The organism is Accumulibacter sp., assembly GCF_032229525.1.
Lineage (GTDB): Bacteria > Pseudomonadota > Gammaproteobacteria > Burkholderiales > Rhodocyclaceae > Accumulibacter.
Window position 1 is genome coordinate 1 of sequence record NZ_JAVTWB010000129.1, and the last position, 6,902, is coordinate 6,902.

The following is a 6,902-nucleotide window of genomic DNA, read 5'->3' on the forward strand; positions in this document are numbered from 1 at the left end:
CGCGCGCGGCGGATGGTGAAGCAGCATGCAAGCTTGAGCGGAAGTGGCGGCCATGCCATGATCGCCGTGCTGCCAGCCGCGGCACCGGAATGCCTCAGCATGTTCCAGCCGCTCTGGCCACTGCGCACTTCAGTGCAGGCGCACCCGGAACCAAACGTTCCCACCTTCACCTGACGGAAATCATCGCATGCTGTGGTTCATCCCCGGACTCATCGTCCTGATCGGCGGCGCCGAACTGCTGGTACGCGGCGCCTCTAAGCTCGCTCTCTCCTTCGGTATCTCGCCACTGGTGGTCGGCCTGACGGTGGTCGCCTTCGGCACCAGTTCGCCGGAGCTGGCGGTATCGGTGCAGTCGGCCTGGTCAGGGCAAGTGGACATCGCGCTGGGCAATGTCGTGGGCAGCAACATTTTCAACGTGCTCTTCATCCTCGGCATTTCCGCGCTGATCGCGCCGCTGGTCGTGCATCGGCAGTTGATCCGCCAGGAGGTACCGATCATGATCGGCGTCTCGCTGCTGCTCTGGGCGCTGGTCGCCGACGGCGGCATCAGCCGCGTTGATGGCCTGATCTTCGTCGGGCTGCTGCTCGCCTACACCGTCCTGATCATCCGCCAGAGCCGCCGCGAGGTCGCCGCTCAAGGCGCAGATGCTGGCGCAAAGGAGGCCGACGACGGCCAGGCCTGGGATGCGCACTGGCCGGTGCAGGTCCTGCTGGTGCTGGCCGGCATGGGCTTGCTGGTGCTCGGCTCCAACTGGCTGGTCGAGGCGGCGGTGACGCTGGCCGGGCGGCTGGGAATCAGCGAAGTGGTGGTCGGCCTGACCATCGTCGCCGCCGGCACCTCGCTACCCGAGGTGGCAACCTCGATCATGGCCGCAGTTCGCGGCGAGCGCGACATCGCGGTCGGCAACGTGGTCGGCAGCAACATTTTCAACATCCTCGCCGTGCTGGGCATTTCCGCCAGCATCGCGCCCGGTGACCTGCTCGTGCCGGCTTCTCTTCTGGCCTTCGACCTGCCGGTGATGGTGGTTGTGGCGGTGGCCTGCCTGCCGATTTTCTTTACCGGCCATCTCATCGCGCGCTGGGAAGGCGCACTGTTCCTGGCCTACTACGTCGCCTACACCACCTACCTGATTCTCGACGCCGGGGGTCACGGCGCGCCAGCCGGCTTCTCGCGGGTGATGCTCGGCTTCGTCCTGCCACTCACTGCGATCACCCTGATCGTGCTGGCCTGGCGGCATTGGCACCGCATTGGTGAAGACGGTTCGTGAGCACCGACGCCGACTTGCCGCCGGCGGCCGGCAGCGGATGGTTTGCGGATTGTCCTATCGCACCACCCTTGCCTGCGCCTAGTGTGCACCGGGAAAGTCGGCGGCATATTTGCCGACCCATTCCCGCGCCGCCTCCTCGGGGTCCAGGTGCCGGCCTTCGGTTTGCCAGACTTCGTTGCGATAGTGCTCGATATGACAGACCTGTTCGACCATCCGCACGGTGAACGCCGCCTCGGCGCTGACGAACTGCAGGCCGACGTCGAAACGCGGTTGGTGCGCCCGGCACCAGACCACCCGCCCACAGGTCTCGAATGGCGGCCAGACGACGGTGATACGCACGCGCACCGTCGAGCCCACGGCGAACGGCAGATCCGACTCGAAGGCCAGACCGCCGACGCCGACATCGCGGAGCCGGCGCCCGGCACGCCGTGCCGCATGCTCGACGGCGATTTCGATGGGTATGTCGACAGGATGGCGCACCCAGGCGCGCGCTGCATACCGGGCTGAAGTCGGCATCGGGAGCTCCTCACTACTTGCTGGCGGCTTCGCTGATGGACAGCGAACGCTCACCGACGTGTCGGGCCAAGAGGGCGACCAGCATCTGATGAACCATTGGACGCCTCGAACGGTCCTTGCGTTCCGCTCGACGCCCCCCCCGGCTCGCCTGCGTTGTCGCCATCGGACAAGTTGCCGGGCCGTGGTACATTGACCGCGACCATGGAAATCCGACGCATTCATACCCTGCACCGGCCGGCAGTCGGCCCGACGCGCTCGCCACGGCTCCTCTTCGTGCATGGCGGATATGCCACGGCGGGCTGCTGGGACGCGTACTTTCTCCCCTGGTTCAGCCGCCGCGGCTTCGACTGCCGCGCGCTGGACCTCGCCGGCCATGGCGCCAGCGACGGCCGTGAGCGCCTCGACAGCTTCGGGCTCGACGATTATGTCGAAGACCTGACGCAGGTCGCGCAAGGACTGGACGGTCCGCTGATCGTCATCGGCCACTCGATGGGCACCGTCGTCGTCGAACGCTTCCTCGAACAAAACCAGGTGCAGGCGGCAATCCTGATGGCGCCGGTGCCGCCCGGCGGCATCCTCGGCGCGACGATGAATATCGCCTTCAGCACACCGGCGTTTTTCAGCGAACAGACCCGTGCCACCCGTGGCGAGTACACGGCACAAACGCTGCGGACGATTCGCGACGTTTACTACTCACCCGAGACCAGGACCGAGGACCTGATCCGCTTCGGGGGACTGTTCCAGGCGGAATCGCGTCGCGCGATCCTGGACCTGACGCTCCTGGCGATGCGCCTGGGCAGACGCCGGCCGGCGCTACCCGTTCTGGTCGTCGGCGGGGAAGCCGACGCGGTCTTCCAGCCAGGCCTGCTGAACTTCACCGCCACGCGTTGGCAGGCCGAGGTGGCGATCATCCCTCGCGCCGGCCATACGCTGATGCTCGACGCTCACTGGCAGGCCGCGGCAGAAAAAATCGCTGACTGGATAGCGCAGCAAACGTAAGAACGCGCCGTTCCATGCCCACCACCAGGAGAACACCGTGAACGATTCCGCCAACCCTGCCGATCCCAACGCCGCGCGCCACGGCGGCTGCCAGTGTGGTGCCGTGCGCTACGCAATTTCTGCCGATCCGGTGATGACCGGGATCTGTTACTGCACCAGTTGCCGTAAATCGAGCGGCTCGGGACACGCCTTTCACGCCCTGCTTGCGGAAACTGCGCTTTCTTTCAGCGGCAAGGTGAGCACCTACGAATGGACTGCCGACAGCGGCGGCCGGGTAAGCAGTTGCTTCTGTCCGATCTGTGGCAGCCCGCTGTTCGGCAAGGCTAGCAGCATGCCGGGCTTGGCCACGCTGCGCGTCGCCAGTCTCGACGACCCGGCATCGATCACCCCACAGATGGCCGTCTACACCAAGCGCCTGCTCCCCTGGGATCACCTCGACCCGGCGCTGCCCGCGTTCCCGGAAATGCCGCCACCTGAAGCCGCCTAGGGCGCCGCCGCGACGCTCGTCATCAGCCGCTGCGCGGCGTTTCAGCACAAGCGTCCAGTTGCCGGCGCTGCCCGGCATCCAGCCGCCAGATGGTCCTCTTCCCGTCCACGAAGGCAATCGCCTGCTCGGGCAGGAAAGGATAACGCGACGCCTGCGCCGTTTTCCCCCAGATCCATACCGTGCCGCCAACGTAAGCGCACAGGCGTGGCGCCAGATCGCCGGGGAGCAACAGCACTTCTTGCTGCTTGGCCGGGGCAAAACGACCGGCGTCGTAGAGTTCCTTGCGCCAGTTGTCCCGTACCGGGATCTCCGGGTCCTGCCAGTCGCTGACCACCCAGGAGTTCTTCGTCGCCCGCAGGTAGAAGGGGACGTCGTACTCGTACTCGTCGATCATGACGATCTGGTCTTCGGCACGAAACAGCGGCGCAACCTGCTTGCTCAGGGTCCTCGACGAGGTGGGATCGAACAGCGCGACCACGGCGATGAACGCAACACAGATGCCGCCAGCGACCAGCAGGCTGACGCCAAGGTAGGCTGAGGCATCCGGCTTCTGCTGTTGCTGCTGCTTGTTCAGCCAGCCGAGAATGGCGTCGGCAATCAGGCAGGCCAGTGGCGGCAACGCCGGGAAAATGTAACCCAGCAGTTTCGAGTTCGGCAAGGAGAAGAAGACCACAATTCCCAGCACCCAGAAAATCATCAGGCTGCGAATCTCGATCTTCTCCGGGTCCACCAGAAACTTCCACGAGCATAGACGAGCGATCCACGGCGACCACGGCAGCGTGCCGAGCAGCAGTATCGGCAGATAGAACCAGAATGGCCGGGCGTTGCTGAAGCCGGTCTCCGCGAAGCGCTTGAAATGATGATAGACGAAAAAGTAGTCCCAGAAACCGCTGTATGACTTTTGCATCCACAGGAACCAGGGCGCCGCCACGACAAGAAACAGGCCGATCATCGGCATCGGCAGCATGGCCGGAATCAGCCGGTAGCGCTTGCGCAGCAGCAGCCACGCCAGGAGGATCGCGCCGGGCAGCACGAAACCGATCAAGCCCTTGGCGAGAACGCCAAGGGCGGCAAAGAGATAGGCGGCGGCCAGTGCCGTCCGGTGCGGGAGGCCACGGTCCAGACGCAGTACGGCGGTGGCGCCGCAGACAATGGTCGCGGTGATCATCCCCGCGACCAGCATGTCCAGATTCGAATACTGGGCACCGGCGAAAAACATCGGCTGGGTCACCAGCACGGCGGCCGACAGAGTGGCCAGGCGCTGGTCCGCGTACCGTTTGACGAACAGGTACAGCGCCCCGACGGCCACCAAGGCGCCGAGAGCGGAAGCCAGGCGCGCCGCCCAGTCGTTGGCGCCGAACAGGTGCAGCGCCAGCCCGGTCAGCCAGTAGAACAGCGGCGGCTTATGGAAAAAAGGCAGGCCGTCCAGCGTTGGCACCAGCCAGTCGCCGCTGTTCAGCATTCCCCAGGCGACGCCAACATAGCGCCCCTCGTCGGGCAGCATCAGCGGCCTGACCCCGGCCAGAACGCCCAGCCATACGGCGCAGAAGATGAGCACTACACCGCGGGTGCGGGGTTCGAGAAGACTCTCGGCAAGAGAAGAAAAATAGCTTTTCATTGATGTTCGCCAGGGGAAAAAATCTGCTTCAAGCGGATACGGGCTTTCCAGCATGCTTGTCGGCCGCCGCCCAATCATCGAACAGACGTCGCAGCGCGGGCAGGCCCTCCCGTATCGCGACGGGCCCCGGACTGAGGACCACGGCCGACTTGATTTCATGGATCTGCCCATCGACGACCGCAGGAACGCTCTGCCAGCCGGGGCGCGCCGCCACCTTTTCGGCACGGAAGCGCTTGCCGCACCAGGAGCCGATGATGATTTCCGGGGCGCGGCGGACGATCTCGAGTGGGTCGGCGATGATCCGCTCGCTGGCTGACTGCCTGTCGGCCAGGTCACCGAAAATGTCGTCACCGCCGGCGATGGCGATCAGTTCGGACACCCAGCCGATTCCCGAGATCGGCGGCTCGTCCCATTCCTCGAAGTAGACCCGCGGCCGACGTGGCAGCTTGGCCGCGGCAAGACGTGCCTGCTCGACGATGTCTTCCAGTTCACCGACCAGCGCCATCGCCGGCTCGACGACCCCGACCAGGCGGCCGACGGTTTCGATCATCGCCAGAATGCCGTGCACGTTGCGCTGGTTGAAGGCATGTACCGGCACGCCGGCCTTGATCAGATCTCTGGAGATGTCGGCCTGCAAATCCGAGAAGCTGAGCACCAGATCGGGCGCGACGGCCAGGATCCGGCCGAGGTCGCCACTGCTGAAGGCGAAGACCTTGGCTTTTTCTTTCCTTGCCCGCGGCGGGGTGACGGCATAACCGCTGATGCCGACGATTCGTGCCTCTTCGCCGAGCGCGTACAGCACTTCGACCGTTTCGCTGCTCAGGCAGGCGATGCGCTGCGGCAGGCGTGATGCGCGCGCTTCGGTCATCGGCTCGGTCGCCGGCTGCGGGCGGTTTCGAGATGCTGGCACAGCAGTTGGGCGCCATCGAGCAATCGCGGTGTATGGCGCTGGATCAGGTCGGGCGGCACGAAGAACAGGTTGCCGCGTGCGACAGCAGTGATCGACGTCCAGCGCAGCCAGTCGTCAAGCCACTCGGGCCGCGATTCGCTCATGCCGCTGGCGACGATCGCTTCCGGGTTGGCGGCAATGACCGCTTCGACGCTTACCGTCGGCGCCATCGTCTCGAGTTTGCCGAAGACGTTGTCGCCACCACACAGGCGGATGACATCGGAAATGATCTGATGGCCGCCAACGGTCATCAGCGGCTGCTTCCAGATCTGGTAGAAGGTACGCACTGATGGCCTGCCACCATAACGTTCCTGCAGGCCAGCCAGGCGCTGGCGAAAGTTCGCCGCGGCGCGATTGGCGACTGGCGCACTGCCCGCCAGGACGCCCAGGCGCTCGATCTCGCTCGCCACGTCTTCGATGCGGTCGGGCTGCGACAGATAGATCGGGAAGCCCAGCGCACGCAGGCGATCGACATGCGCGGCGGTGTTGCCACTCTGCCAGGCGATGATCAGGTCCGGCCGCAACGCGGTCACCCGCTCGAGGTCGAGTTGCGAGTAACCACCGACGCGCGCGATGTTCACCGCCGCCGGCGGGTAATTGCTGTACTCGACGGTGCCAACGACGCGCTCACCGGCACCGGCAGCGAACAGCGTCTCCGTCAGGTGCGGCGCCAGACTGACGATGCGTTTCGCCGGCTGCGCCAGACGCAGCGTCGCACCGCTGTCGTCGACCACCGAGACTTCGGCACCCACGGCGCTGCCGGCAATCAACAGCCAGGCGACGAACAACTGTCGCCAGCAGCGTCTATCCACTCTGTCCGCCTTCATGGCCGCCACTCGGCGAGCGCCTCGGCGAGGCGTTGCCAATCGGCCTCATCGCCGGGCAGCCCGCAGCGCAGCAAGCCATGGGCGGGAAAATGACGAGTCAGAATGGCACGTCGGGCCAGGTGCTCGAAGAGCGGTAAGGCCTGCGGCGTCGCCACGGTGGCGAACAGTGCCGTAGCGCTGACCGCGCCGACCGGTGTCAGCAGCGCCGCCAAACGTGCCGACGCCGTGGCCAGTCGTCG

At 65.5% G+C, this 6,902-nt stretch carries 7 protein-coding genes and 1 pseudogene; 3 read left to right on the top strand and 5 right to left on the bottom strand.

Going from position 1 to position 6,902, the window contains the following annotated elements:
- Positions 1 to 187: 187 nt before the first annotated feature.
- Positions 188 to 1,267, top strand: coding sequence for a calcium/sodium antiporter (locus RUW20_RS08805; protein WP_313951837.1), 1,080 nt, complete (start codon positions 188 to 190; stop codon positions 1,265 to 1,267).
- Positions 1,268 to 1,345: 78 nt separating this feature from the next.
- Here the strand turns inward: RUW20_RS08805 and RUW20_RS08810 are convergent, their stop codons facing one another.
- The gene (locus RUW20_RS08810) at positions 1,346 to 1,783 is read right to left on the bottom strand and encodes a PilZ domain-containing protein (RefSeq protein ID WP_313951838.1); all 438 of its coding nucleotides are present in this window, start codon (positions 1,781 to 1,783) and stop codon (positions 1,346 to 1,348) included.
- Between the two features lie 201 nt (positions 1,784 to 1,984).
- Here RUW20_RS08810 and RUW20_RS08815 point away from each other — a divergent pair, with 201 nt between their 5' ends.
- Together RUW20_RS08815 and RUW20_RS08820 are read left to right on the top strand one after the other, a co-directional pair.
- Positions 1,985 to 2,782 carry an alpha/beta hydrolase gene (locus tag RUW20_RS08815; protein WP_313951839.1) on the top strand — a complete coding sequence of 266 codons (798 nt, stop codon included), beginning with the start codon at positions 1,985 to 1,987 and terminating at the stop codon, positions 2,780 to 2,782.
- Between the two features lie 37 nt (positions 2,783 to 2,819).
- Positions 2,820 to 3,269, top strand: coding sequence for a GFA family protein (locus RUW20_RS08820; RefSeq protein ID WP_313951840.1), 450 nt, complete (start codon positions 2,820 to 2,822; stop codon positions 3,267 to 3,269).
- Between the two features lie 22 nt (positions 3,270 to 3,291).
- Here RUW20_RS08820 and RUW20_RS08825 read toward each other — a convergent pair whose 3' ends face one another.
- The 4 genes and pseudogenes from RUW20_RS08825 to RUW20_RS08840 all read right to left on the bottom strand — a co-directional run.
- Complete coding sequence (locus RUW20_RS08825; protein WP_313951841.1) at positions 3,292 to 4,887, bottom strand: glycosyltransferase family 39 protein; 1,596 nt, start codon at positions 4,885 to 4,887, stop codon at positions 3,292 to 3,294.
- Between the two features lie 28 nt (positions 4,888 to 4,915).
- The gene (locus RUW20_RS08830) at positions 4,916 to 5,755 is read right to left on the bottom strand and encodes an ABC transporter substrate-binding protein (RefSeq protein WP_313951842.1); all 840 of its coding nucleotides are present in this window, start codon (positions 5,753 to 5,755) and stop codon (positions 4,916 to 4,918) included.
- Positions 5,752 to 6,663 carry a cobalamin-binding protein gene (locus RUW20_RS08835; RefSeq protein ID WP_409559331.1) on the bottom strand — a complete coding sequence of 304 codons (912 nt, stop codon included), beginning with the start codon at positions 6,661 to 6,663 and terminating at the stop codon, positions 5,752 to 5,754. Before RUW20_RS08835 ends, RUW20_RS08830 begins: the two co-directional genes overlap by 4 nt.
- Positions 6,660 to 6,902 (bottom strand): annotated as a pseudogene (locus RUW20_RS08840) (threonine-phosphate decarboxylase); the annotation flags it as partial. The pseudogene RUW20_RS08840 and the gene RUW20_RS08835, both read right to left, overlap by 4 nt.